Annotated in this window: 22 protein-coding genes; 18 read left to right on the top strand and 4 right to left on the bottom strand. The window is 55.5% G+C overall.

Annotation, left to right across the window (positions count from 1 at the left end; all coding sequences use genetic code 11):
• Positions 1-2 precede the first annotated feature (2 nt).
• From pabC to ptsG, 6 genes are all read left to right on the top strand, one after another.
• A complete protein-coding gene (gene pabC, locus QMZ65_RS11430; RefSeq protein WP_097119618.1) occupies positions 3-815 on the top strand; it encodes an aminodeoxychorismate lyase in 813 nt (270 codons plus the stop codon).
• Positions 812-1,831 (top strand): endolytic transglycosylase MltG, encoded by a 1,020-nt coding sequence (gene mltG, locus QMZ65_RS11425; protein ID WP_283216000.1) that lies wholly within the window; start codon positions 812-814, stop codon positions 1,829-1,831. Before pabC ends, mltG begins: the two co-directional genes overlap by 4 nt.
• Positions 1,821-2,456, top strand: a complete 636-nt coding sequence (gene tmk / locus QMZ65_RS11420) for a dTMP kinase (RefSeq protein WP_097119620.1) — start codon at positions 1,821-1,823, stop codon at positions 2,454-2,456. The genes mltG and tmk overlap by 11 nt, the downstream gene beginning before the upstream one ends.
• Positions 2,453-3,442, top strand: coding sequence for a DNA polymerase III subunit delta' (holB, locus tag QMZ65_RS11415; RefSeq protein ID WP_160868223.1), 990 nt, complete (start codon positions 2,453-2,455; stop codon positions 3,440-3,442). The genes tmk and holB overlap by 4 nt, the downstream gene beginning before the upstream one ends.
• Before the next feature lie 17 nt (positions 3,443-3,459).
• Positions 3,460-4,251 carry a metal-dependent hydrolase gene (locus tag QMZ65_RS11410; protein ID WP_034830707.1) on the top strand — a complete coding sequence of 264 codons (792 nt, stop codon included), beginning with the start codon at positions 3,460-3,462 and terminating at the stop codon, positions 4,249-4,251.
• A gap of 283 nt (positions 4,252-4,534) precedes the next feature.
• The gene (ptsG, locus tag QMZ65_RS11405; RefSeq protein ID WP_058959578.1) at positions 4,535-5,968 is read left to right on the top strand and encodes a PTS glucose transporter subunit IIBC; all 1,434 of its coding nucleotides are present in this window, start codon (positions 4,535-4,537) and stop codon (positions 5,966-5,968) included.
• Between the two features lie 345 nt (positions 5,969-6,313).
• On the opposite strand, the gene bglB is transcribed toward ptsG, so the two are convergent.
• A complete protein-coding gene (gene bglB, locus QMZ65_RS11400) occupies positions 6,314-7,453 on the bottom strand; it encodes a beta-galactosidase BglB (protein WP_097119622.1) in 1,140 nt (379 codons plus the stop codon).
• Positions 7,450-9,054 (bottom strand): MFS transporter, encoded by a 1,605-nt coding sequence (locus tag QMZ65_RS11395; protein ID WP_211727785.1) that lies wholly within the window; start codon positions 9,052-9,054, stop codon positions 7,450-7,452. The genes bglB and QMZ65_RS11395 overlap by 4 nt, the downstream gene beginning before the upstream one ends.
• A gap of 358 nt (positions 9,055-9,412) precedes the next feature.
• Here QMZ65_RS11395 and hinT point away from each other — a divergent pair, with 358 nt between their 5' ends.
• From hinT to QMZ65_RS11355, 8 genes are all read left to right on the top strand, one after another.
• Positions 9,413-9,763: a purine nucleoside phosphoramidase gene (gene hinT / locus QMZ65_RS11390; protein WP_097119624.1), complete on the top strand. Its 351-nt coding sequence runs from the start codon at positions 9,413-9,415 to the stop codon at positions 9,761-9,763.
• 18 nt (positions 9,764-9,781) lie between these two features.
• A complete protein-coding gene (locus QMZ65_RS11385) occupies positions 9,782-10,147 on the top strand; it encodes a YcfL family putative periplasmic lipoprotein (protein WP_058959574.1) in 366 nt (121 codons plus the stop codon).
• Between the two features lie 10 nt (positions 10,148-10,157).
• Complete coding sequence (gene lpoB, locus QMZ65_RS11380; RefSeq protein WP_097119625.1) at positions 10,158-10,754, top strand: penicillin-binding protein activator LpoB; 597 nt, start codon at positions 10,158-10,160, stop codon at positions 10,752-10,754.
• Positions 10,714-11,556 (top strand): thiamine kinase, encoded by an 843-nt coding sequence (gene thiK / locus QMZ65_RS11375; RefSeq protein ID WP_441339776.1) that lies wholly within the window; start codon positions 10,714-10,716, stop codon positions 11,554-11,556. The genes lpoB and thiK overlap by 41 nt, the downstream gene beginning before the upstream one ends.
• 15 nt (positions 11,557-11,571) lie before the next feature.
• Complete coding sequence (gene nagZ, locus QMZ65_RS11370) at positions 11,572-12,615, top strand: beta-N-acetylhexosaminidase (RefSeq protein WP_097119627.1); 1,044 nt, start codon at positions 11,572-11,574, stop codon at positions 12,613-12,615.
• A gap of 39 nt (positions 12,616-12,654) precedes the next feature.
• Positions 12,655-13,197, top strand: a complete 543-nt coding sequence (ycfP, locus tag QMZ65_RS11365) for an alpha/beta hydrolase YcfP (protein ID WP_034822066.1) — start codon at positions 12,655-12,657, stop codon at positions 13,195-13,197.
• A 212-nt stretch (positions 13,198-13,409) separates the two neighbouring features.
• Entirely contained in the window at positions 13,410-14,714 is a 1,305-nt protein-coding gene (locus tag QMZ65_RS11360; protein WP_034822063.1) for an NAD(P)/FAD-dependent oxidoreductase, read from the top strand.
• Positions 14,715-15,009: 295 nt separating this feature from the next.
• A complete protein-coding gene (locus QMZ65_RS11355; RefSeq protein ID WP_034822117.1) occupies positions 15,010-15,552 on the top strand; it encodes a glycine zipper 2TM domain-containing protein in 543 nt (180 codons plus the stop codon).
• Positions 15,553-15,717: 165 nt separating this feature from the next.
• Here the strand turns inward: QMZ65_RS11355 and mfd are convergent, their stop codons facing one another.
• A complete protein-coding gene (gene mfd / locus QMZ65_RS11350) occupies positions 15,718-19,161 on the bottom strand; it encodes a transcription-repair coupling factor (RefSeq protein WP_160868219.1) in 3,444 nt (1,147 codons plus the stop codon).
• 140 nt (positions 19,162-19,301) lie between these two features.
• A complete protein-coding gene (locus tag QMZ65_RS11345; RefSeq protein ID WP_034822057.1) occupies positions 19,302-19,511 on the bottom strand; it encodes a hypothetical protein in 210 nt (69 codons plus the stop codon).
• A 397-nt stretch (positions 19,512-19,908) separates the two neighbouring features.
• Here QMZ65_RS11345 and lolC point away from each other — a divergent pair, with 397 nt between their 5' ends.
• The 4 genes from lolC to cobB all read left to right on the top strand — a co-directional run bounded on the left by lolC (position 19,909) and on the right by cobB (position 24,029).
• Positions 19,909-21,108: a lipoprotein-releasing ABC transporter permease subunit LolC gene (gene lolC, locus QMZ65_RS11340; RefSeq protein WP_283215999.1), complete on the top strand. Its 1,200-nt coding sequence runs from the start codon at positions 19,909-19,911 to the stop codon at positions 21,106-21,108.
• Complete coding sequence (lolD, locus tag QMZ65_RS11335) at positions 21,101-21,802, top strand: lipoprotein-releasing ABC transporter ATP-binding protein LolD (RefSeq protein ID WP_034822051.1); 702 nt, start codon at positions 21,101-21,103, stop codon at positions 21,800-21,802. The genes lolC and lolD overlap by 8 nt, the downstream gene beginning before the upstream one ends.
• Positions 21,802-23,046 carry a lipoprotein-releasing ABC transporter permease subunit LolE gene (gene lolE, locus QMZ65_RS11330; RefSeq protein WP_283003484.1) on the top strand — a complete coding sequence of 415 codons (1,245 nt, stop codon included), beginning with the start codon at positions 21,802-21,804 and terminating at the stop codon, positions 23,044-23,046. Before lolD ends, lolE begins: the two co-directional genes overlap by 1 nt.
• 149 nt (positions 23,047-23,195) lie before the next feature.
• The gene (gene cobB, locus QMZ65_RS11325) at positions 23,196-24,029 is read left to right on the top strand and encodes a Sir2 family NAD+-dependent deacetylase (protein ID WP_034822045.1); all 834 of its coding nucleotides are present in this window, start codon (positions 23,196-23,198) and stop codon (positions 24,027-24,029) included.
• Positions 24,030-24,070: the final 41 nt, after the last annotated feature.

Raw genomic sequence — 24,070 nt, 5'->3', positions numbered from 1 at the left:
GTATGTGGATAAACGGCGTAGAGCAGTTCGAACTTTCTGCGCGCGATCGCGCGGTGCAGTTTGGTGATGGCTGTTTTACCACTGCTGCGGTAGTGGCAGGCAAGATACAACTGCTGAACGCCCATTTGCAGCGATTGCAGGAAGGCTGTGAGCGTTTATTCATTCCCTTACCGGATATGGCGCAGCTGGCCGAGGAGATGCAGCATGCCGCCAATGGTCAAACCCAGTCCGTTTTAAAAGTGATTCTGACGCCAGGCGTCGGTGGACGGGGATATAGCCGAACCGGTTGCACAACCCCGACGCGCATCCTCTCCCTTTCTCCGTGGCCGCAACACTACACTACTTTGCAGCAGCAGGGCGCAGCGCTCATAACCAGCCCAGTGAGACTGGCGCGCAATCCACTGCTCGCCGGCCTCAAACATCTTAACCGACTGGAACAGGTGCTGATCCGTCAGCAGCTTGACTACACCGATGCTGATGAGGCGCTGGTGCTTGACACTGCAGGGACGGTGGTGGAATGCTGTGCGGCCAATTTATTCTGGCGCAAAGGTGATCAGGTTTTCACGCCGCGTCTTGAGCAAGCGGGTGTCGATGGCATTATGCGCCGTTATCTGATGGCGCAGATAGCGTCGGAAGGCCAGGCTTGTCAGTTGATTGAAGGAAGCAGGGAGGATGTGCTGAACGCCGATGAAGTGGTGATCTGCAATGCCCTGATGCCGGTTTTACCTGTGCGGAAAATTGACGATGTTTCGTTCACCGCACGCACGCTGTACCAGCAGCTGTATAACAGTTGCCAGAAGATGGAAGCATCATGACCCGAATGAAAAAAATACTCGCCAGCGCTGTGGCGATTGCCGGCCTCGCGGCGGCATTGAGTTATTGGCAGATTGAACGTTTTGCCGATACCCCTTTGACCATTAATCAGGAAACGATCTACACATTGCCCGCGGGTAGTGGTCGGGTCGTGCTGGAAGCGCAACTGGAAAGCCAACACATCATTCCGGAAAGTATCTGGTTTGGGCCGCTTTTGAAACTTGAGCCTGAACTCGCGAAGTTTAAAGCCGGCACCTACCGACTGGAAAGCAATATGACGGTAAGACAGCTGTTGCAGTTGCTGGCCAGCGGTAAAGAAGCGCAATTTCCGGTACGGTTTGTCGAGGGCTCGCGCCTGAAGGAGTGGTTGGCCGAACTGCGTCAAGCGCCCTATATCAAACATACGCTAACTGACGATCAGTTTGCGACTGTCGCCGCTGCGCTGAAAATGGATGCAAATCAGCTTGAGGGCGCTTTCTATCCCGACACCTATTTGTATACAGCTAACACCAGTGATATATCGCTGCTGGAGCGGGCACACACGCGCATGAATAAACTGGTGGATGAGATCTGGCTGGGGCGGATGGACAATCTGCCTTATAAAAATGAGCAAGATCTGGTCACCATGGCCTCGATTATCGAAAAAGAGACCGGCGTGACGGAAGAGCGCGCGCGCGTTGCCTCGGTATTTATTAATCGCTTGCGCACCGGCATGAAGCTGCAAACCGACCCTACCGTGATTTACGGCATGGGTGATAACTACACCGGTACGATTACGCGTAAAGACCTCGAAACGCCGACCGATTACAATACCTACACGATTAGCGGTTTGCCGCCTGGTCCTATCGCGATGCCAGGCCGAGCCTCGCTGGAAGCGGCGGCGCATCCAGAAAAAACCAACTATCTCTATTTTGTCGCGGATGGCAAAGGCGGACATACCTTTACCACCAATCTCGCCAGCCATAATAAAGCGGTGCAGGTCTATCGGCTGGCTATGAAGGAAAAAAATGAAAAGTAAGTTTATCGTCATTGAAGGCCTTGAAGGCGCGGGCAAAACCACTGCGCGTGATGCCATTGTGGCGGTGCTGCATGAGCAGGGTATCGACGATGTGGTGTTCACCCGTGAGCCCGGCGGCACGCCGCTGGCAGAACAATTACGCGTACTGGTGAAGCAGGGAATTGATGGCGAACAGGTGACTGACAAAGCCGAACTGCTGATGCTGTATGCCGCCCGTGTTCAATTGGTCGAGAACGTGATTAAGCCTGCGTTAGCGCGTGGCGCCTGGGTGGTTGGTGACCGTCACGACCTCTCATCCCAGGCTTACCAGGGCGGTGGCCGTGGCCTGGATACGCAGTTGATGGCCACCCTGCGCGATGCGGTATTGGGCGACTTCCGTCCGGACTTGACCCTCTACCTGGATGTGACACCGGAAATTGGCCTGCAACGCGCGCGTGCTCGCGGGGAACTCGATCGTATTGAGCAAGAATCACTGCGTTTCTTTGAACGCACACGTGACCGTTATCTGGCGTTGGCTGCCAGCGATGACACCATTTTAACCATTGATGCCACACAAAATATTGCCGAAGTGACATCGTCACTTAAATCAGCGCTACAAAAATGGCTGGCAGGTCAGGCGGCATGAACTGGTATCCGTGGCTGAATCAGCCCTATCGGCAGATTATCAGCCGTCATCAAAGCGGTCAGGCACACCATGCCTTGCTGATACAGGCCATTAATGGCATGGGTGACGATGCGTTAGTGTGGGGTGTTAGCCGCTGGTTAATGTGCCAACATCCGGAAGGCTTGAAGAGCTGCGGCCATTGCCACGGCTGCCAGCTGATGCAGGCGCAGACGCATCCTGACTGGTATCGTCTGGAAGCAGAAAAAGGCAAATCTTCACTGGGTATTGATGCGGTACGTGACGTCACCGAGAAGCTCTACCATTTTGCTCAGCAGGGCGGAGCAAAGATTGTCTGGTTGCCGGATGCGGCGCAGCTCACTGAAGCCGCCGCCAATGCGTTGTTGAAAACGCTGGAAGAGCCTCCTGCCAACTGCTGGTTTTTCCTCAGCGTCCGTGAGCCATCACGTTTGCTGGCAACCTTGCGCAGCCGCTGCATGACATGGCATCTTTCCCCACCAGAAGAGTTGCCCAGTTTGCAATGGCTGCAGAAACAGTTGCCGCAATCCGAGCCAGTACTGCGAGCCGCTCTGCGCTTGAGCAATGGCGCACCTGCTGCGGCGTTGACCCTGCTGCAGCCTGAGCGTTGGCAGGCACGTGAGAAGCTGTGTGAAACCTTGCTCAGCGCGTTGAACCGCGATGTACTGCAACTGCTGCCCGCGCTGAACAGCGACGATGTGGCAGAGCGCCTCAGCTGGCTGATTTCATTACTGGTGGATGCCATGAAAGTGCAGCAGGGTGCCAGCAACTGGTTAAGCAACGGCGACCATCCTGAGGTCGTATCGCAACTGGCTCAGCAGCTTAACAGCAGTGCGCTCAACGCCAGCGCCCAGCAGTGGATGCAGTGTCGTGAGCAACTGTTGCATGTCGCCGCCCTGAACCGTGAACTGATTTTGACCGATCGCCTGTTAGCCTGGGGACGCTTAATGTCGCCCATGGCGGTCGGCTAAGCGTAAAAGAGAGAAGTATGTTTATTGTTGATTCGCACTGCCATCTTGATGGCCTGGATTATGAGAAGCAGCATCGCGATCTGGACGATGTGATCGCCAAAGCCGCCGCGCGTGACGTGAAGTTTATGCTGGCGATTGCCACCACGCTGCCGGATTACTACAAGATCAAGCAATTGGTCGGCGACAGGGAAAACATCGCCCTGGCGTGCGGCGTGCATCCGTTAAATCAGGAAGCACCGTACGATGTCGAAGAGTTTCGTCGACTGGCAGCTGAAGAGCAGGTGATTGCACTGGGCGAAACCGGGCTGGATTATTTCTATCAGCAGGAGACCAAAGCGCAGCAGCAAGCCTCGTTTCGTGAACACATCCGTACCGGCATCGCGCTGAATAAGCCGATCATCGTACATACCCGTGATGCACGTGAAGACACGCTGGCAATCCTGCGTGAAGAGCAGGTGGAAAAATGTGGTGGCGTGTTGCACTGCTTTACTGAAGATAAAGAGACTGCGGCGCAGTTGCTGGATATGGGCTTTTATATCTCCTTCTCCGGCATTTTGACCTTCCGCAATGCTGAGCAGATTCGTGATGCCGCGCGTTATGTGCCGCTGGATCGCATGCTGGTCGAGACTGACTCGCCGTATCTGGCGCCGGTTCCGCATCGTGGCAAAGAAAATCAGCCAGCTTTTACGCGCGATGTCGCGGATTATATGGCTGTGCTGAAGGGTGTGGATATCGAAACCCTGGCTGCAGCGACCACAGAAAACTTCTCGCGTCTGTTCCATGTCCCAATGAGCCGACTCGGCGGCTAATCCGCTTTATTTTAAACTCCGTATTAATTCTATAATCACTGACCTGTGCGGCATATAACGCGGCACGGGCAGTGATTTATTGCTGTTTCTCCAGGCAATTCAGTCAAAAACAACAGAAAGCAAGCGTTCGTCTTGAGCGAAACGTGATAGCCGTCAAAGTAACAAATATCGATTTATTTTACCCTTCGTAATAAATCAAAAGACGCTCAGCGTCACCCCGGTGAAGGATCCTCCCCCTTCGCCAGCGCACTGCGCAAATATGCACTCATACTCAGGAGCTTTTATGTTCAAGAACGCATTTGCGAACCTGCAAAAAGTAGGTAAATCGCTAATGTTGCCGGTATCGGTTTTGCCGATTGCCGGTATTTTATTAGGTGTTGGTTCGGCTAACTTCAGCTGGTTGCCTGCTGTCGTTTCACATGTCATGGCGGAGGCGGGCGGTTCCGTGTTCGCCAACATGCCGCTGATCTTTGCGATTGGCGTGGCGCTCGGTTTTACCAATAACGATGGCGTATCGGCGCTGGCTTCCGTGGTGGCTTACGGCATCATGGTGAAAACCATGGCGGTGGTTGCACCACTGGTGTTGCACTTACCGCCAGCGGAAATTGAGGCCAAACACCTTGCCGATACCGGGGTACTGGGCGGGATCATTGCCGGCTCCATCGCCGCGTATATGTTCAACCGTTTCTACCGTATCAAGCTGCCTGAATATCTTGGCTTCTTTGCGGGTAAACGTTTTGTGCCGATCATTTCCGGTCTGACCGCGATTTTCACTGGTATCGTGTTGTCCTTTATCTGGCCACCGATTGGCACCGCGATTCAGGATTTCTCACAATGGGCGGCTTATCAGAACCCGGTGGTGGCGTTCGGCATTTACGGTGTCGTTGAGCGTTCGCTGGTGCCGTTTGGTCTGCACCATATCTGGAACGTGCCTTTCCAGATGCAGATTGGTGAGTTCACCAACGCCGCAGGTCAGGTGTTCCACGGTGATATCCCACGCTATATGGCGGGCGATCCAACCGCAGGTAAACTCTCTGGCGGCTTCCTGTTCAAAATGTACGGTCTGCCTGCGGCTGCGATTGCTATCTGGCACTCGGCTAAGCCGGAAAACCGCGCCAAAGTGGGCGGCATTATGATCTCCGCCGCGCTGACCTCGTTCCTGACCGGTATCACCGAACCGATTGAATTTTCGTTTATGTTTGTGGCGCCGATTCTGTATGTGATCCATGCGATTCTGGCGGGCCTGGCGTTCCCAATCTGTATTCTGCTGGGTATGCGTGATGGCACCAGCTTCTCACACGGTCTGATTGACTTTGTGGTGCTGAGCGGTAACAGCAGCAAGATCTGGTTGTTCCCGATTGTCGGTATCATTTACGGCCTGATTTATTACACCGTTTTCCGTGTGCTGATTGTGAAATTGAATCTGAAAACACCTGGACGTGAGGACACTGCAATGGAGCAGAGCAGCGCTACCGGTAGCGAGATGGCAGGCAAACTGGTGACTGCATTTGGTGGTAAAGAGAACATTACCAATCTAGATGCCTGTATTACGCGTCTGCGTGTGAGTGTCGCGGATGTGGCAAAAGTGAATCAAACTGAACTGAAAAACCTCGGCGCGCGTGGCGTGGTGGTGGCCGGTTCCGGTGTTCAGGCGATTTTCGGTACCAAGTCCGATAACCTGAAAACTGAGATGGATGATTATATTCGTAATATGTAAAGGATTGGGCTCGGCCTGAGGTCAAGGTCAAGGCAGTGGCCGAGCCTGTGCGATGAAGCGGCGGCAGATCGTAAAGACGCCATAAACTATCCCTGGGGCTCGGCCCGCGACATCCCTGTCGCGGGACGCTTTACTCCTCTGCCGCCGCTCCCTCGCACCTCACCTTAGGTGCGGTATGGGATAAAACCCTCGTTCCTCACTGGACTTAGCAGACTCATCGCCAGAAATTAGGGTATCGGTGTTAGCGGTATTGGGTAGTCATGCTACGTTACACGGCCTATGGTTCCTGTCACGCGTCGCTATACATGTCTGCCGTCGCTATCTCCCACTTCAACGTAAATGCGATTACAGATAAACCCGCAGATACTCCGTCAGACACAGCAGCGCCATCGCCTGACCATAGGGCATCGACGTCAGCGGTACCTGGCGGTAATACTCCAAATCGCTGCCCATTGCGGTGCCAAACGACACCTGTTTTAACTCCCCGTCTTCATCAATATTGGCGATCACGCCACGCAAGGCTTTTTCCGCCATCGGGCGATACTCGTCAGACAAATACCGTTTACGTACCGCTTTGAGGATTCCATAAGCGAATCCCGCCGTGGCAGACGCTTCCGGATAGCTTTGTGGATCGTCGAGTAGGGTATGCCAGAGACCGCTGCTGTGCTGACAAGCGGCTAATGCCTTGACCTGACTGGCCAATACCTGCTGCAGGAAACGACGCGTGGCATGTTGTTCCGGCCAGTTCATCATTTCGAGGAAATCCGGGATCACGATGGTCAGCCAACTGTTGCCTCGTGCCCAGCGGGCATTAGCAAAATTGTGTCGGCCATCGAAGGTCCAGCCGTGGAACCACAAACCGGTTTGACGATCCATCAGGTATTGAGTGTGGATCAGGAATTGATAGCTGGCTTCTTCAACAAACTCCGGGCGATCGAGTAACTGGCCAATCTTCGCCAGCGCCATCACGCTCATCATTAAGGTGTCGTCCCACAGTTGCTGGGTATTTTCGTTGTTGTAAACGATGTGCTGCAGTCCGCCTTGCTCAGTGCGCGGCATTTCATACATCACCCACTCAGCCCAGCGTTCCAGCACCGGCCGCCATGCTGCATGACCGGTCTCTTCATAACGATAAGCCAGCGTCAGGAACGGGCATACCGTGTTCACGTTCTTTGTCGGTGTGCCTTCTGCTAAGCGCGCGCTAAACCAGTCATCGATAATCTTCAGGGTTGCCTGATCGCCCGTCTGCTGGGTGTAATGCAGCATGCCATACAGCCCGATGCCGTGCGTCCATTCCCAGCCAGCCCAACCTTTAGTGTCAATGACGCGGCCATCATCCAGCCGCAGCAAAAACTCGCCGCTGTGATCGGTGATATTGACCAGATTGTCAGTGAGTTTGTGGATGAGTTGCACTAATTCACTGCGTGGCAACAGGTATTCAGGCTGGCACAACAAGGCGCTGTGTTTTACAGGAAATACAGTCATGGTTCATTCCTATCGTTAATCAGGGTAGGGAGAGAGTGAAGCGTGCCGCGATGCGTGGATAGCGCGGGCGCTGCGGGCTTGTTACGGTTGAGGTAACCGACGTTGTTGTTGCCCCATAAGTTTTCATACGGCATACCCGCCAGGGTTTCGACGATGGTGCGCGCCTGCGGTGTTATACGTTCCGGGACCACACGGCCCGCTTCACGCATCTTCAGCGTCTCTTCGCGCAAAACAGTGTGGGTATGCAGATTCAGTTTGAAGCGCAGCGACACAATAAAGCCGCAGATCAGCACCCCAACGGTGCCGACGCTGAGGATCAGCAGAATGGTATGGCCCACCGCAGGAATCTGTTCAGTTTTACCGGAGGTGAAACCCGCCAGCTGCAACATGATGCCAACGATCATCACGGCACCGGCCTGCGAGGCTTTACGCGTCAATGTCATGATCCCGGCGAATATGCCTTCACGTCGCTGTCCGGTGATCACTTCATCGACATCGGCAATATAGGTGTAGGTATTCCATGGCACGTAGTTGATGCCGCCACGTCCTAAACCGGCGAAGGCCGAGATCAGCACTAACAGCGCGAAGTTATCGTTCATCCCGCTGTACCACAGTCCAGCGTAGGAGAGGGCGCTGAGGCCAAACAGCATCACCACCAGACGATAGGCTGGGGCCGGTCCGAGGCGTATACACAGCGGGATCATTGCCATCACCGCTATAAATTGCAGCACCGCCATCGTTCCCATCAGGCTGGAAGCGATTTGCGCGCTCTGCATCAGTACAAACACCACGTACCAGGTAAATACCGCATTAAAGACGTCCTGAGCGATGTAACCGCCCAGATACATGCCGAGGTGTTGACGGAAGATACGAATGCGCAACGTGGAGGCCAGCTCGATATACAGGCGTTTCAGGCTTTGGAACAGCGAGAGTTGCGCCTTTTCTTCTTCAGCTCGACGTGACTCGGCGGAAAAATCCTCCGGCGCGCGTTCCCAGGTGAAGCGCCACACCAGGAATAGCACCAGCGCACAGATGACCGAGAACACCAGGCTGGCATAAAAGAAGGAGATGGGATTCTCTTTGCCAAACCAGCCAATCAGGATGCCTGGCAGGAAGGCGGCCAGAATCGATGACAGTTGTGCCAGCGCGATACGTGCGCCGGAGAAGCGGGTCTTTTGTTTAAAGTCGTCGGTCATCTCCGGCACCAGCGTTTCGTACGGCACCAGAATCATGGTGTAGACCATATCGAACAGCAGATAGGTCAGCAGATACCACCAGAAACTCATGTCGCCGATCCACATCAGGCTATAGCTGAAAACACACGGAATACCGAGCAGGATAAAGAACTTGCGGCGACCGAAGCACTTGCCAAGCCAGGTGGATCCGAAGTTATCGGTGAGAAAACCCATCAGCGGGCTGACGACCGCATCCAGCACGCGGGCAGCAGCAAAAATAAAGGTGGCTTCAATCGGCGAAAGCCCACAGAAGGTGGTGTAGAAATAGAGCAACCAGGCGGCGGTAAGCGCCGTGGTGCCGGCGCCGAGGAAATCCCCGGAACCGTAAGCCAGATAATGGCCCAGACCAATCTTACGAGACTGCATGGCAGCTTCTCCTTGAAATCGACGGATGACACATCCCTCATTGCTCCGTACTGCTTGCCCGGATTGGATAGAAAGTAGAGCGCCGCGCAACGGCAAACCTTCGTGATTTGGTAAGGGTTGTCGGTTGAGTGGCAAAAACACAAAGAAACTGGCGTGATATCTCTAATTTATAAAACAGCGTTTCATTTTGGTGATCTGCGATGGCGTAAATTTGAGAGGGAGAGCACAGCAATGCTGTCTGGGGGATGAAATGGCGTAAAGGCAGCCATTTAACAGAAGAAAAGTGGTACTGAGGTTGAAAGCAAACGAATTCCTCGCGCATACTGCCTGACTGAACTCAGGCTTAAGGAAATGCACCATGGCTGAAGAAACCATTTTCAGTAAGATCATTCGTCGCGAAATCCCCGCCGACGTGGTTTATCAGGACGAACTGGTCACCGCCTTCCGCGATATTGCGCCTAAAGCGCCAACGCACATTCTGATTATCCCTAATGTATTGATCCCCACCACCAATGACGTGCAGGAAGCACACGAGCATGCGTTGGGCCGTATGATTACCGTGGCGGCGAAAATCGCGAAACAGGAAGGGATTGCCGAGGATGGCTATCGTCTGATCATGAACTGTAATCAGCATGGTGGTCAGGAGGTTTATCATATTCATATGCACCTGGTCGGCGGTCAGCCACTGGGTCCGATGCTGTCTATTTAACCTCAGGCGGACCTTGTGATGCGTCAATGGCTGAGTGGCCTGCTGTTGCTGACCCTTGTCGGGTGCAGCAGTGACAAACCGATGATCAACACCTCGCAATCGCTGGTGATGGAATCTTCCGTGCTCTCTGCGGGCATCATCACCGATGAACCCACGCTGGCCAGCCGTGATGGGCAGATGCGCGCCTCAAGTGTGCTCTATAATCAGCGGGAAACGCCGGTGACCGTTCACTATCGTTTCTATTGGTACGACGAAAAGGGGCTGGAGATAACACCGGAAGAGCCGGCTCAAACTCAAATCGTCCCGGCGCATGGCAGCACTGAAGTTGTCTCGCAAATCGGTAACCTGACCGCCAGTAAGGTGCGTCTCTATCTTTATCTCTGAGGAGTAACCTGTGATTCGCAGTGTAAAACGTTCCAGCGCGCTGTTATTTGCGTTGATGCTCACCGGTTGTGTGGTGAAACAGCAAACCCCAGCGCCGGTTGAACCGACCCAGCCGACGACGCCAACCCAACCGGAGCAGCCACCTGTGCAGCCGGTATCGCCGCCGGAAACGGTGCCGCAGCCGCCAAAACTGAAAACCATTAACTGGAATGCCAGCGTGCAGCCGTTAGTCGGGAATATGGTGCAGTCTGCTGGTGTGAATCCAGGCAGCGTGCTGCTGGTGGATCGCATCAAGAACAGCACCAACGGAGCGTTGCAGAGTGATAAAGCCACCGACGCCATCCAGAATGCGCTGGCAAACAACGGCAAATTCACGCTGGTGACGCCAGAACAGCTGGCACAGGCAAAACAGACGCTGGGCTTATCCGCCGATGACAGCCTCAATTCGCGCAGCAAAGCCATTGGCCTGGCACGCAATGTCAACGCGCAGTATGTGCTTTACAGCAGTGCTCAGGGCGATGTGAAAGCGCCAACGCTGCAGATGCAGCTGATGCTGGTGCAGACCGGTGAAATTATCTGGTCAGGCAATGGTATTGCTCAACCCTGATCCCATACTGCAACAACGGATTCAGCAACAATGGCCGACGGCGCAAGCTGCCGGTCATTTTTTCGCGCTGCCGGGATTGAGTGGCAACAGTGTGCGGGTGAAAACCGAGCAGGGTGAGCTGCTGGCGCGTCGTGCGCCACAGCAACCGCTCCCGTTTGTTGATCGCCAACGCGAATATCGCATCTTGCGTCGAATGCGTGCTGCGCAACTCGGGCCGACGCCACTGGATTGGCATCATCCCTGGTTATTACAGAGCTGGTTGCCCGGCGAGGTGCTGACTCCTGAGCAATTCAATCAACAGCGTGATGCGGTGCTTGCCTTGCTACATCGCCTGCATCAGCAGCCGCTGACAGGCTATCGCTTGCGACTGACACCGCTGTTGCAACACTACTGGCAGCTGTGTCAGCAACGCCACTGGCGCTGGCAACATCAACTGCAGCGCCTGATCAGGCAGGGTGAACCCCGGCCGTTACGCCTCGTGCCGATTCATATGGATGTTCACGCGGGCAATGTGATTGCCACGTCAGACGGCTTACGTCTCATCGATTGGGAATATTCTGCCGATGGCGATGTGGCATTGGAACTCGCGGCGCTCTGCGCGATCGATGGTGAACACCCAATCGACTGGATTGCGGGTTACGCGCAACGCAGCCAGCTTGACGAAGCGCGACTTAAGCGACATATGCGGCGCTGGCAGCCGTGGCTGCATCTGCTGATGGCGAGCTGGTATCAGCTGCGTGCTGAACAGAGCGGTGACCCTCATTTGCAACAGCTGGCGCAGGCCAGCTGGCAGGATCTCTAACTCAGGATTGTAACCATGACCATGAATACCCCCGGCCCATTAATGCTGGATGTTGAAAGCTACGAACTCGACGCCGAAGAGCGCGAGATTCTGAAGCATCCGCTGGTGGGCGGACTGATTCTGTTTGCCCGCAACTTTCACGATGTGGATCAGCTGGCGGAACTGGTACGCCAGATTCGCGCTGCTTCGCGTAATCGTTTAGTGGTCGCCGTGGATCAGGAAGGCGGACGGGTGCAGCGCTTCCGTGAAGGCTTTACCACACTCCCGGCGATGCAATCTTTTGCCGCCTTGCACGATATCGCCACCGCGGGTGAAGTGGCACAGCAGGCGGGCTGGCAGATGGCCGCGGAAATGATTGCCATGGATATCGACATCAGCTTTGCGCCGGTGCTGGATATCGGCCACATCAGCGCGGCGATTGGCGACCGTTCCTTCCACGAAGATCCAACGATTGCATTGCAAATTGCTCGCCGTTTTATCAACGGCATGCACGAAGCGGGCATGAAAACCACCGGCAAACATTTCCCCGGCCACGGTGCGGTGAGCGCTGACTCCCACAAAGAGACCCCGCGCGACCCGCGTGATGCCGCCACACTGCGCCAGCATGATATGGCGATCTTTAAGCAGTTGATTGATGAGCAACTGCTGGATGCCGTGATGCCGGCGCACGTTATCTATACTGAGATCGATCCATTACCTGCCAGCGGCTCACCTTATTGGCTGCAAACCGTGCTGCGTAAAGAACTCGGTTTTAACGGGGTGATTTTCTCCGACGATCTGTCGATGGAAGGAGCTGCGGTAATGGGCAGTTATGCTGAGCGCGCACAGCAGTCGCTCAATGCGGGCTGCGATATGATCCTGGTGTGCAATCAGCGTGCTGGGGCGGTAAGTGTGCTGGATAACTTGACGCCGATCCAGGCGGAGCGTGTCACGCAGTTATACCATCAGGGACGTTACACTCGAGAATCACTGCAATCCAGTGAACGCTGGAAGCAGAATCATCATCAGCTGAGCGCATTACAGGAGCGCTGGCTGGAGCATAAAGCGTCGGGCAGATAAGCGTCGCTGCCCGGATTTCATTCCACGCTGAGGATAATCATGATCATCTATCTGCACGGTTTTGATTCCAATAGTCCGGGCAACCACGAAAAAGTGCTGCAACTGCAGTTTATTGACCCGGACGTCAGACTCATCAGTTACAGCACGCAACACCCCAAACATGACATGCAGTTTCTGCTGAAAGAGTGCGATAAATTGCAGCAGCAGGGCGGTGACGCGTATCCCTTGATTTGCGGGGTGGGGCTGGGTGGTTACTGGGCCGAACGTATCGGTTTTCTTTGCGGTATGCGTCAGGTGATTTTCAATCCCAACCTATTCCCGTATGAGAACATGGAAGGCAAGATTGATCGTCCGGAAGAGTATCTGGATATCGCCACCAAGTGCGTCAGTGATTTTCGTGAAAAGAATCGCGATCGCTGCCTGACCATTTTGTCCCGCCATGACGAGGCGCTGGATAATCAGCGCACGGCCGCACAACTGCATCCTTTCTATGAAATCGTGTGGGACGAACAGGCCAGCCATAAATTCAAGAACATCTCGCCGCATTTACACCGCATTAAGGCCTTTAAATCCCTTGCCTGAGCCTCCGCGCGCCGTGTGATGCGGCGCACAAAACGTTTAACATTCTGATAATGCGCTTGAAAGATTGATGTACATCAATTTTCTTATGATATGTCGTTAGCGCCGTGATATTCTGCCCTCAGCTCGCGATTTAACGTCGCCAACCCTATGTTTATTAAGGTTTTTAGTAACCATTAATTAACTATTGGTTTACAACTTTGAGGGGGTCTTTGTTGACTACATCTATGGAAAAAATCGTCATTATTGGCGGTGGTGCCGGCGGCTTAGAGCTGGCAACGCAGCTCGGTCACAAGCTGGGCAGGAACAAGAAAGCCGAGATTATTCTCGTCGATCGCAACCACAGCCATCTGTGGAAGCCATTGTTGCATGAAGTGGCAACCGGTTCGATGGACGAAGGGATAGATGCCCTGAGCTATCTGGCGCACGCGCGTAATCACGGTTTTCAGTTCCAGCTGGGTTCGTTGACGCAAATCAACCGCGAAAACAAAACCATTGAGCTGGCGGAAATCCGTGATGCTAACGGTGAATTACTGGTACCGCAGCGCGAGATGGCTTATGACCGTCTGGTGATGGCGCTGGGCAGCACTTCCAATGACTTCGGCACTCCGGGTGTGAAAGATCACTGCATCTTCCTCGATAACCCGCATCAGGCTCGTCGTTTCCACAACGAGATGCTTAACCTGTTCCTGCGCTTCTCCGCCAGTGAAGGTAGCCTGGAAAAAGTGAACATTGCGATTGTCGGCGGCGGTGCCACCGGCGTTGAGCTGTCAGCAGAACTCTATAATGCCGTGAAGCAGCTGCACAGCTATGGCTACAAAGGCCTTGATAGCTCTGCACTGAACGTGACGCTGGTGGAAGCCGGTGAGCGTATTCTGCCAGCATTGCCACCGCGCATTTCTGCTGCGGCACACCAGGAACTGACCAAGCTCGGCGTGCGCGTCCTGACGCAAACCATGGTGACCAGCGCAACAGAAGAGGGGCTCAATACCAAAGGCGGCGAATTTATTAATGCTGACTTGATGGTGTGGGCTGCCGGTATTAAAGCGCCGGACTTTATGAAAGAGATTGGCGGGCTGGAAACCAACCGCATCAATCAGTTGGTGGTGAAAGACACGCTGCAAACCACGCTGGATGATGACATCTACGCGATTGGTGACTGCGCCTCCTGCGCACTACCGGGCGGCGGTTTTGTGCCACCGCGCGCGCAGTCTGCACACCAGATGGCGTCACGCGCGCTGGAAAATATTCTGGCGCAACGCAAAGGCAAACCGCTCAAAGCCTACGTCTATAAAGATCACGGTTCTCTGGTATCACTGTCGCGCTTCACCACCGTGGGTAGCCTGATGGGTAACCTGATGCGCGGCTCGATGATGGTAGAAGGGCGCATTGCGCGTTTCGTCTACATTTCTCTATATCGCATGCACCAGATTGCGCTCCATGGATACTTCAAAACCGGCCTGATGATGCTGGTCGGTAGCCTGAACCGCGTGCTGCGTCCTCGCCTCAAGTTGCACTAATGTTTTCGGGCGGTCCTCTGCCGCCCGATGCCGCTCTGCCTGCCGTAACCCGCTGAAAAACGACAATTCAGTTTAAGGTTACGGCGGTATTTCAGCCTCTCTCAGAACTCTCCGAAAAACTGGCCCTGACGGCTTTCCGCTGCGTTTCCTCCATTAATCTGATGTTGCAATTACGGACCATCTGTAAAACTTATATCCACAAACACGGCGCGGCGCGCACGCCGGTTATGCCTCGGCTACACAGGATTTCGTAGCGGCAGGAATGCGCGGTAACAACATTCAGGAGGACATTCCTGTGAATAAATCAATGTTAGCGGGTATCGGTATCGGCGTGGCAGCAGCGTTAGGGGTTGCCGCCGTCGCCAGCATGGATGTCTTTGATCGCGGCCCGCAGTATGCACAAGTTCTCTCGGCTACGCCGATTAAAGAGAGCATTAAACAACCGCGACAGGAGTGTCGCAACGTGACGTTAACGCATCGTCGTCCGGTACAGGATGAGAACCGCATCGCCGGTTCGGTACTGGGTGCAGTGGCGGGCGGCGTGCTCGGTCACCAGTTTGGTGGCGGTCGTGGGCGCGATGTCGCAACGGTAGCGGGCGCGCTGGCGGGCGGTTACGGTGGTAACCAGGTGCAGGGGGCACTGCAGGATCGTGATACCTACACCACCAACGAGCAGCGTTGCAAAACCGTTTATGACAAACAGGAAAAAATGCTGGGTTATGATGTGACCTATAAAATAGGCGACCAGCAGGGCAAAATCCGCATGGAAAATGACCCTGGCACCCGCATTCCGCTTGACCGTAATGGTCAGCTGATCCTGAATTCGAATCAGGCCTGATTGGGCAAAGACACGTCACAGCAGCAGTAACGAAAAAAGCGCCGTAAGGCGCTTTTTATATGGTGTAAACCGGCGCGGCGAGATTCATCTCGCGTCCCAATAGCCACCATGTTGCATGCAGAAGCGCAATGTATCGCTTCGCCAGGCGAGATGCGGCTGAGGACGCTAAATCCGGTTCTTCGCCAGCTCGGCAATGAAGCCCTGAATCCACTCCATCCGCACTTTGCGCTCTTCCAAATCACGAGTGAATCTCAGACGGGTCGGACCATCCAACTTCCACTGTTTAGGATCTTTTTGCAGCAGGCCAATCAACCAACCAGGATCGACATGATTCTGCGGCGCGAACTCGAAGAATCCGCCTTTTTCACTGGCTTCGATTTTACGCACGCCCAGTTCTCGCGCCACCAGACGTAAAGCCGCCACATCCAGAAGGTTGCGCGCCGCATCCGGCAACTTGCCAAAACGATCGATCATCTCAACCTTCAGTTCAGCCAGTTCCTGCTCGTCACTGGCTGAGGCAACGCGTTTATAGAGTGACAAACGCGTGTTCACGTCCGGGATAAAGTCATCCGGCAGCAGCGCAGGCATGCGCAGTTCGATTTCGGTCTGGTTGCTGGTGAGATCTTCCAGCGATGGCTCGCGCCCGGCCTTCAGTGCATCCACGGCGTTTTCCAGCAGTTCCATATACAGCGTGAAACCGATCGTTTCCATCTGGCCGCTTTGATCTTCGCCCAGCAGCTCGCCGGCACCGCGAATCTCAAGATCGTGCGTCGCCAGCGCAAAGCCCGCGCCCAGGTCTTCCAGCGAGGCAATCGCCTCCAGACGCTTCTGCGCATCAGTGGTCATGGCTTTTGGATGCGGCGTTAACAGCCAGGCATAGGCCTGATGGTGTGAGCGCCCGACGCGGCCACGCAGCTGATGCAGCTGCGCCAGGCCAAAGTGGTCAGCACGCTCAATGATGATGGTGTTGGCGCTCGGCACATCAATACCGGTTTCGATGATGGTGGTACACACCAGCACGTTAAAACGCTGGTGGTGGAAATCATTCATCACCCGTTCCAGCTCGCGCTCGCGCATCTGGCCGTGGCCGATGGCGATGCGGGCCTCCGGCACCAGCTCCGCCAGCCGCTGTGCGGCTTTTTCGATGTTCTCAACATCGTTGTAGAGATAGTAAACCTGACCGCCGCGTAAAATTTCACGCAGCAGCGCTTCACGCACCACCAGGCTGTCGTACTCGCGCACAAAGGTTTTCACTGCCAGACGGCGGGCTGGCGGTGTTGCAATGATCGACAGATCGCGCATGCCGCTCATCGCCATATTCAGCGTACGCGGGATGGGGGTAGCAGTGAGCGTCAGGATATCAACGTCCGCGCGCATCGCTTTAATACGCTCTTTATGACGCACGCCAAAACGGTGCTCTTCATCGACAATCAACAGACCGAGATCGTGCCATTTCAGGTCGTTTGACAGCAACTTATGCGTGCCGATCAGAATATCCACTTTGCCTTCACGTGCCTGTTCCAGCACCTGACTCTGCTCTTTCGCGCTACGGAAGCGTGACAGCATCTCAATGCGCACTGGCCAGTTGGCGAAACGGTCGCGGAAGTTATCGTAATGCTGCTGCGCCAGCAGGGTGGTGGGCACCAGCACGGCGATTTGTTTGGCATTCTCCACCGCGAGGAAGGCGGCGCGCATCGCCACTTCAGTTTTACCAAAGCCTACGTCACCGCACACCAGACGATCCATTGCCAGCGGCTGGCACATGTCGCTCAGCACCGCATTAATGGCCTGGCCCTGATCCGGCGTAGTCTCAAACGGGAAGCCTTCGCAGAACAGTTGATACTGATCGCGATCGTGCTTAAAGGCGAAGCCGGTTTTGGCCGCGCGTTGGGCGTAGATATCCAGCAGTTCGGCCGCCACATCACGCACTTTCTCCGCCGCTTTCTGGCGTGCGCGTGACCAGGCATCGCTGCCCAGCTTGTGCAGCGGGGCATTCTCATCCGCGCCACCCGCGTAGCGGCTGATCAGGTGCAGTGATGAAACGGGCACGTACAGCTTGGCGTCGCCCGCATAGGAGAGCATCAGATATTCCGCGACAATGCCGCCGGCTTCCAGTGTAGTCAGGCCAATATAACGGCCCACACCGTGTTCCAGATGCACCACCGGCTGGCCGGGATGTAGCTCGGCGAGGTTGCGGATCAACACATCGGGATTGATGGTACGGCGATTATCCTGGCGACGACGGCTGACACGCTCACCCAGCAGGTCGCTTTCACAAATCAACGCGCGATGGCCCGCGCTATCAATAAAGCCGCGTTCGCTGGCACCAATCATTAAACTGTGCGGCTGTTTGGCGGCTTCTTCAAAGCGTTCAATCGGCTGTGGGCGCAGTTTGATGCGCGCCAGCAATTCCTGCAGGCTTTCACGACGGCCTTCACTTTCTACTGAGAAAATGATCTGCCCATCAAACTGCTCCATGAACTGACGCAGCAGATCGAGTGGCGCTTTCGCCTGGGCCTGCACCGTCAGTTCCGGCAGCGGTTGATAGCCGAGATTGGTATTGGCGGCTTTTTCTGGCAGCGTTTCGCTGCTGAGCTGCATGCGTGGCCAGGCTTTCAGTTCGCCGAGCAACGCGTCCGGGCGCAGCCACAACGTTGCAGGCTCCAGCAGCGGGCGCATAGGATCGATGCGGCGATTGTCGAAACGCGCGTTAGCATCCTGCCAGAAGCGATCGGCGCTGCCGTGCAGATCGCCACTGTTGAGTACCAGCGTGTTAGCAGGCAGATAGCTGAACAGGGTGGGCAACTCCTGCTCAAAGAACAGCGGCTGCCAGTATTCGATCCCGGCAGGCAGCGTGCCTTTGCTCACTTGCTGATAGACATGCTCCGGCTCGCGTCGCACATCAAATAGCTCGCGCCAGCGGCTGCGGAACAGCTCAATCGCCGCTTTATCCGTCGGGAATTCATGTGCAGGCAGTAGATTGATAGCCTCAACCGCTTCCAGCGTGCGCTGGCTGTCCACATCGAACAGGCGCAGGCTGTCAATTTCGTCATCAAAGAAGTCGATACGATAGGGCTGATCGCTGCCCATCGGGAACAGGTCCAGCAGCGCGCCGCGCGTGGCGTACTCGCCGTGCTCCATCACCTGATCGACATGGCGATAGCCAGCCTGCTCCAGCTGATCACGCAGCGCATCGCGCGAGAGTTTTTGCCCCTGCTTCATCACCAGCGCATGGCCATGCAGGAAGCTGTGCGGACAGACGCGCTGCATCAGCGTGTTGACCGGCATAATCAGCATGCCGCGCGTCAGATTGGGCAGTTGATAAAGGGTGGAAAGACGGGCAGAGATAATGTCCTGATGCGGCGAGAAGCTGTCGTAAGGCAGCGTTTCCCAGTCGGCGAGATTGGTGACCGGCAGATCGGTGAACTGGCGAATCTCCTCCTGCAGACGCAGGGCAGATTGCATATCCGGCGTAATCATCAGCACCGGACCCGGGTGGCGTTCGGTGATACTGGCGCACTCAACCGCCTGCGCGGCGCCAATCAGTTCGCCGAGCTGACGATGATCGCCCGCTTTCGCAGGCAGGGTATAACGACTCTGTTCCGACATAAGGACTCGACATTCTCTCCTTGGATTCCAGGGCGTCATCATTCCATAATCCGCCCCCAGGATCATCTGTCGCGGTGCTATTTCTCATCGCCCTTCATACTTCGCGCTGTGGCCGCGTTGGCTGCGTCTGCGAATCCCGGTCACTTACTTGATTGCTGTGTGTAGTGCATGCGCGGACGATCGACGTTAGCCCAGGACAGCTCTTTTTCCAGATGATAGCTGTGATTGCCGTCGTCCCACTTCACGTAATAGCCGGTTGCCGCATCTCCCTGTTCAAAGACGTTGACGATCTCGCCTCTGATTTCTCCCGATTTGTGTTTCACGATACTGCCCTTCGGAAATCTGAACATGGGTATACTCCTTTTCGCCCGGCATCTTTCGCACCGTGGCGGCGTTGGCTGCGCCTGCTAACCCCAGTCACTTACTGATGTAAGCTCCTGGGGATTAGCAGGCTTGCCGCCTTGCCACAGCACGAAATCTTTGGGCTGACTGCGGTGCTGATTAAACGGGCATACTGCGGTGCCGGCTGGACATAAATTTGTGCTACATGGAGAAGTCTACCGCAGGGTATGCCTAATAAACGCACAACAAGTATCATTATTTTGTCGCAATTTTATGCATTGACGCAGATTGCGACGTATTTGGATGCAACTTTGCCATAGACTCAGAGGGTTAGAGGTTTCATAAACAGGGCTGCTCCTTTATCATCCCACTACTTATTTTCAGGCAACTGCCAAGACGGATCTCATGTATCAACCAGTCGCGTTATTCATCGGTTTGCGCTACATGCGTGGACGTGCCTCAGACCGCTTCGGTCGCTTCGTCTCCTGGCTTTCCACCATCGGTATCACGCTGGGCGTGCTGGCGCTGGTCACCGTACTGTCGGTGATGAACGGCTTCGAGCGTGAGCTGGAGGGCAACATCCTCGGCCTGATGCCGCAAGGGTTGGTCACCAGCGACAAAGGCAGCATCAATCCACAACAGGTGACGGCGGAGAGCCTCAAACTACAGGGCGTCACGCGTGTGGCCCCGCTGACGACCGCTGATGTGGTGCTGCAAAGCGCGCGCAATGTCTCAGTGGGCGTGATGCTGGGCATCAACCCGGACGAACAAGACCCGCTCACCCCTTATCTTGTGAACACGCAACAGAACGTGCTGCAACCGGGCCAATACAATGTGATTCTCGGTGAACAGTTGGCGTCTCAGTTGGGCGTTAAACGTGGCGACCAGCTGCGTCTGATGGTGCCGACGGTGAGCCAGTTTACGCCGGTGGGCCGCTTGCCGAGCCAGCGTATCTTCACCGTCGCAGGCACCTATGCTGCCAACAGCGAAGTCGATGCCTATCAGATTCTGGTGAATCAGCAGGATGCCTCCCGCGTGATGCGCTATCCGCTGGGTAACATCACCGGCTGGCGTTTGTGGCTGGATAAACCGCTGAATGTGGATGCCTTCAGTGAACAGCACCTGCCGGATGGCCTGACGCTGAAAGACTGGCGCGAGCGCAAAGGCGATCTGTTCCAGGCGGTACGCATGGAAAAAAACATGATGGGGCTGCTGCTGAGTCTGATCATCGCGGTGGCGGCGTTTAACATCATTACTTCACTCGGCCTGCTGATCATGGAAAAGCAGGGCGAAGTGGCGATTCTGCAAACGCAGGGCTTAACCCGCCGACAGATCGTCGCGGTGTTTATGGTCCAGGGCGCCAGTGCCGGCATTATCGGCACCTTGCTCGGTACGCTGCTCGGCGTGCTGCTCGCCAGCCAGCTGAATAATTTGATGCCAGTGATTGGCCTGTTCCTGGATGGCGCGGCGTTGCCGGTTGATATCAACGTCTGGCAGGTGGTCACGATTGCGCTGGTCTCGATGATCGTCGCGCTGCTCTCAACCCTTTATCCGTCATGGCGCGCTGCCGCCGTTCAACCCGCTGAGGCTTTACGTTATGAGTAATACCCCTTTGTTGCAGTGTCGTGACCTGTGCAAACGCTATCAGGAAGGCAGCGTGCAGACCGATGTGCTGCGCAATGTGGCTTTTAGCCTGCAGCCAGGCGAACTGACGGCCATCGTTGGTAGCTCCGGCTCGGGTAAAAGTACCTTACTGCATCTGCTCGGCGGCCTCGATGCGCCCACTTCGGGTGACGTGGTGTTCGACGGCAAATCACTGAATGCGATGTCTTCTGCTGCCAAAGCCGAACTGCGCAACCGCGAGCTGGGCTTTATCTATCAGTTCCACCATCTATTGCCAGACTTCACGGCACTGGAGAACGTGGCGATGCCATTGCTGATCGGCAAAACCGCAAAAGCGGAGGCCGCCTCGCGCGCGCTGGAAATGCTGGCAGCGGTCGGACTGGAAAAACGCGCTGCGCATCGTCCTTCTGAGCTGTCAGGCGGTGAGCGTCAGCGTGTCGCAATCGCGCGTGCGCTGGTGAACCGTCCGCGCCTGGTGATGGCGGATGAACCGACCGGTAACCTGGACGCGCGTAATGCCGATGCGATTTTCAAACTGCTGGGCGAGCTGAATCAGCAGCAGGGCACCGCATTTCTGGTGGTGACGCACGATCTGAATCTGGCTAAACGTCTGAATCGCCAGATGGAGATGCGCGACGGTCAGCTGAGCGAGCATCTGACGCTGGGAGCCATCTGATGGGTTCGTCATTATCCCTGCTGCTTGGCCTGCGCTTCAGTCGCGGTCGGCGGCGTGGTGGCATGGTCTCACTGATCTCCATCATCTCGACCATCGGCATCGCCCTGGGTGTTGCCGTGTTGATCATTGGCCTGAGCGCGATGAACGGTTTTGAACGCGAGCTGAACAAGCGCATTCTGGCCGTGGTGCCGCACGGTGAAATCGAGCCGGTGAATCAGCCTTTCCGCAACTGGCAGCCGATGATCGCACCGATTGAAAAGGTGCCGGGTATCGCGGCAGCGGCGCCTTATGTTAACTTCACCGGCTTGATTGAGAGCGGCGCGAAGATGCAGGCGTTGCAGGTGAAGGGTGTCGATCCGCAACAGGAATCGCGGCTAAGCGCCTTGCCGAGTTTTGTCGATGGCGATGCGTGGCAGCAGTTTGGCGCGGATAAACAGCAGATCATCCTCGGTGGCGGCATTGCGGAATCGCTTAACGTGAAGCAGGGCGATTGGATCACCATCATGATCCCGAACAATGACGGTGAAAATAAGCTGCTGCAACCGAAACGTATTCGTCTGCAGGTATCAGGCATTCTGCAACTCAGCGGCATGCTGGATCATAGCCTGGCGCTGGTGCCGCTGGCGGATGCGCAAAAATATCTTGATATGGGCGACAGCGTCAGTGGCATCGCGCTGAAGATGAGCGATCCCTTCCAGGCGCAAAAACTGGTGCGCGATGCGGGTGAAGCCACGCATTCCTATGTCTATATCAAGAGCTGGATTGGCACCTACGGTTACATGTACCGCGATATCCAGATGATCCGCGCGATTATGTATCTGGCGATGGTGCTGGTGATTGGCGTAGCCTGTTTTAATATCGTCTCGACGCTGGTAATGGCGGTGAAAGACAAGAGCAGTGATATTGCGGTGCTGCGCACGCTGGGCGCCAAAGATGGCCTGATCCGCGCCATTTTTATCTGGTATGGCTTACTGGCCGGATTGCTCGGCAGCATCAGCGGCGTGGTGGTGGGCGTGCTGGTGGCGCTCAACCTGACGCCGATCGTGCGTGGGCTGGAGCACCTTACCGGTCATCAGTTGCTGGCGGGGGATATCTACTTCATTGATTTCCTGCCATCGGAGCTGCACTGGATTGATGTGATTTCGGTGCTGGTGACCGCCATCCTGCTCAGCCTGATTGCCAGCTGGTATCCGGCGCGGCGTGCCAGTCGAATCGATCCGGCTCGCGTACTGAGCGGACAGTAATGATAAAAAACGCAGCCGCCTTCGCGGCTGCGCACATTTTCAGCGTCTGTGGCATGCAGCCGTCATGCGCAGCCGCTATTATCGGGAACCATTATCCCGAGCCAAACACCCGACATGCGGTGACAACCACCGCAGCATAAGGAGCTTTTATGCGCATACCGCGCCGCCGCCTACGACTCGCCCGCGACAAGAAAAATCGCCGCAAAGTGCATCAGCGCTTTCGCCAGCGCATCTTTGAACGCGATCGCAAAGCTGAACTGGCTGCGCACCCGCAACCGCGCGTCGTGGTACTGACCGGCGCTGGCATCTCCGCCGAGTCAGGCATTCAAACCTTCCGCGCTGCCGACGGATTATGGGAAGAGCATCGGGTTGAAGATGTTGCCACACCAGAAGGATTTCATCGTAATCCCGATCTGGTGCAAGGATTCTACAATGCGCGCCGCCGTCAGTTGCAACAGCCGGAGATTCAGCCAAATGCCGCGCACAAAGCGCTGGCCGAACTTGAACAGGTGCTGGGCGACAACTTCCTGTTGGTGACGCAGAACATCGATAATCTCCATGAGCGGGCAGGCAGTCAGCGCGTGTTGCATATGCACGGTGAATTGCTAAAAGTGCGCTGTGAAAGCAGTGGTCAGGTGCTGGATTGGACGGAAGATGTTAAGCCGGACGATCGTTGCACCTGCTGCCAGTTCCCGGCCCGACTCCGTCCGCATGTGGTGTGGTTTGGAGAAATGCCGCTCGGCATGGAAGAGATTTATCAGGCGATCGAGAAAGCCAATCTGTTTATCGCCATTGGCACCTCCGGGCATGTCTATCCCGCCGCCGGCTTTGTGCATGAAGCAAAACTGCAGGGTGCGCATACCGTTGAGCTTAATCTGGAGCCGAGTCAGGTGGGCAATGAGTTCGCGGAAAGCCAGTACGGCTTGGCCAGTGAGGTGGTACCGGATTTTGTGCATACCTTTCTACGCGGGCTGTATAAGTAAGACGATATCTGGTTAAGCACTTTGCGCTGAGAACGCTAACC

Origin of the sequence: Pantoea sp. EABMAA-21, from assembly GCF_030053335.1 — a bacterium.
GTDB classification, from domain to species: domain Bacteria; phylum Pseudomonadota; class Gammaproteobacteria; order Enterobacterales; family Enterobacteriaceae; genus Pantoea; species Pantoea communis.
This window is presented reverse-complemented; position numbering and strand designations above follow the sequence as displayed.